Source organism: Terrisporobacter sp. (assembly GCF_017888745.1).
In the GTDB taxonomy this organism is placed as follows: domain Bacteria; phylum Bacillota; class Clostridia; order Peptostreptococcales; family Peptostreptococcaceae; genus Terrisporobacter.
This window is the reverse complement of sequence record NZ_JAGHFM010000097.1, coordinates 1-3,042: the sequence shown is the minus strand read 5'-3', so window position 1 is coordinate 3,042 and position 3,042 is coordinate 1. Positions and strand designations below refer to the sequence as shown.

The following is a 3,042-nucleotide window of genomic DNA, read 5'->3' as shown; positions in this document are numbered from 1 at the left end:
TATTTGTTCAAAAAAGGTTTGGTGTTGGCTGGACTGTGAATATAGGTAGTACAAAAGGAAAGATAGTATTTATATCTCCTTTTATACTGATAATATTTATATTAATTATTGCATTTTATATTTAATTTAAAAAGGAGTGATGTAATTTTATTTTGCATCACTCCTTTTGCTTACTTAAGCTTATATCAGTAAAGTTTTTCCCTAAATTGTCCACCATATTATCTAATATTGTAACACCATTTTTTTAAATTTATTTTTTTAGATTATCATAAGAATTAGACCATGCTTGACGACTATATTAACTAAATCCTCAATATTGACTTTTTATATATAATTGGATATTATATTAAATATAGTTGCAAAATACAAATACAACATAAAAATACGATTAAATTAACGAGGTGACCTTATGAATAAAGTATTAGAACAAGCTAAGTTAATAAAAGAAGATATAGTTTCATATCGACGTACAATTCATAAAAATCCAGAGGTTGGTGCTGAATTGCCAAAAACAAAGAAATTTGTAATGGAAAAACTAAAAGAATTTGGTTATGAACCAAAAGAAATCTGTGAAAGTGGAATTGTTGCCACAATAGAAGGTAGCAAGCCAGGAAAGACATTTCTATTAAGGGCTGATATGGATGCTCTACCAATGAAAGAAGCCACTAATTGTGAATTTAAATCAACTAATGGATCTATGCACTCATGTGGACATGACATGCATGCTGCAATGCTTTTAGGTGCTGCAAAATTACTTAAACAAAACCAAGAACAAATTGAAGGTACCATTAAATTAGTATTCCAACCAGATGAAGAAGGATTTACTGGTGCTAAAAACATGATAAATGCTGGAGTATTATTAAATCCAACAGTTGATGCTGCATTAGCAATGCACGTTTACTCAGGAGCACCTTCGAACATGGTATTATGTGGATTAGGTACTAGCATGGCTGGATGTATCAGATTCAGAATAGTTGTAAAAGGTACCGGATGCCACGGTGCAATGCCTGAAACTGGAGTCGACCCAATAAATATAGCTGCCCACATTTACTTATCTTTACAAGAAGTAATAAGTAGAGAAATAGCAGCGACTGAATCTGCTGTTTTAACAATAGGTAAATTTGCAGGTGGAGATGCCCCGAACATAATACCAAGTGAAGTTTTTTTAGAAGGTACTATCAGAAACTTAAATAAAGAAGTAGGAGAATTCATATTCAAAAGAATAAATGAAATAGCTACTTCTACTGCTAAAATGTTCAGAGGAGAAGCTGAAGTAATAGAATTATCTTCTGTTCCACCATTAACTAATAACAATGATTTAGCTCACGAGCTTACTGGATACATGAAAGATATAGTAGGAGAAAAATCTGTTTCTGTACTTGAAGGTAACGGTGGAATGGGTTCAGAAGACTTTGCTTCTTACTCATATGAAGTTCCTAGTCTTTATGTTATATTTGGAGCAGGTACTAAAGAAGAAAATCCTTTATTCGGCAAACCAATGCACCATGAAGAAGTTGTATTCAATGAAGATATATTACCAAATGGATCTGCTATATTGGCTCATAGTGCTATCTCTTGGTTAAAAAATAACAAATAATTCATGTCTACTTAGCAAATTTTAATATAAAAATAGCAACTACTTTAGATTATATCTAGTATAGTTGCTATTTTTTAGTTAATATTATTAAAGTTAAGAAATATATTTTAGAAATACTAATCACATAAATTTAAAATATAACTCTCACTTTGATTAAGTTATATAGATAATTGTATTATAGATACGGTTCACCAATCTACTTTCACATAATACTATTAAATCCTCTATAACCCTTTAATAAATACACGCATACTCCTACAGTTACTATCTCTGCAAAAGGAACTGTCATCCATATTCCATTCATACCAAATATGTTTGGTAAAATAAATATACCAATTAAAGTTACTACGCACCCTCTTGATAAAGCTATTATTACAGATTCTTTAGCAAGTCCAATAGATGTAAAGTATGCTGAATTAAGTATATTAAATCCGTTTATTAAATATCCAACAGCAAATATTTTTGCCCCTGTGAAAGCCAAATTTAAGATTTCAGCATTATTACTAATAAATACGCTGATTAACGACTCTCCAAAAAATATTAGTATAATAAAAATTATAACTCCAATAAGAAATGAAATACCATATGAGAATTTCATTGCCTCCCAAACTCTTTTAAAACTTTTTGCACCATAATTATAACTAACTAGTGGACCAATACCATCAGCTATACCAAACATTATATAATTGGTAAATAAGTTTATATAGCTAATAATAGTAAAAGCTGCTATTCCTGCTTCTCCACCTGATTTCATAAAAGCTTTATTAAATACATAAGCTGTAATTGCTGTAGAAATTGATGTAAAAGCTTCAGATAAGCCATTATACACAACAGGTAATATAACTTTTTTATCAAATTTACCAACGTAAATATTAATAACATTATTCTTATTAAGATGAGGTCCTATAACATAAAATAGAGCTAATGGCTCTGCCAGGGCTGTTGCTACTGCTGTACCAAAAACTCCTAGTGACATATACTTAACTAATAATATATTTAAAAGTATGTTTGCTATTAGGCTTAATATCATACCTTTAATATATAAATCAGGCTTTTCAAGTAACCTATTAGAAAAAGCAAATTGATACATTAAAAACATAGGTATTATAAATACTGATATAGTTTTAATATAGATTGAAGTATCCTTAATCAAAATATCACTTGCACCTAATAGTAAAGCAAGATTTTCACTAAAAAATACTCCTAAAATAGTTAAAAAACTTGCTATAGAAACAATTAATATTAGAGAGGTTCTATAAATATTTTGTGCTTTATCTATATCATTTTCTCCTAAAGACCTTCCCATATAGCTCAAAGAACCAATTACTATAACCATTGATGATGCTGCTAATATTTGTGTAAATGGTTGAGCAATATTTACACTTGCCATAGCAAGTTCACCTACAAAATTACCTACAAAAATTCCATCGATAATACTTTGAGTC

At 29.6% G+C, this 3,042-nt stretch carries 3 protein-coding genes; 2 read left to right on the top strand and 1 reads right to left on the bottom strand.

All coding sequences use genetic code 11. The annotated features are described in order from the left end of the window. Both J7G74_RS16895 and J7G74_RS05060 read left to right on the top strand, forming a co-directional pair. Nucleotides 1–125: DUF5808 domain-containing protein (locus J7G74_RS16895; RefSeq protein ID WP_443081640.1), on the top strand; the 125-nt coding region annotated here is incomplete at its 5' end. Nucleotides 126–409: 284 nt separating this feature from the next. Continuing rightward, nucleotides 410–1,597 carry a M20 metallopeptidase family protein gene (locus J7G74_RS05060; protein ID WP_297132666.1) on the top strand — a complete coding sequence of 396 codons (1,188 nt, stop codon included), beginning with the start codon at nucleotides 410–412 and terminating at the stop codon, nucleotides 1,595–1,597. 202 nt (nucleotides 1,598–1,799) lie between these two features. On the opposite strand, the gene J7G74_RS05055 is transcribed toward J7G74_RS05060, so the two are convergent. Then, on the bottom strand, nucleotides 1,800–3,042 hold a 1,243-nt coding region (locus J7G74_RS05055), incomplete at its 5' end, for an MATE family efflux transporter (RefSeq protein ID WP_297132664.1).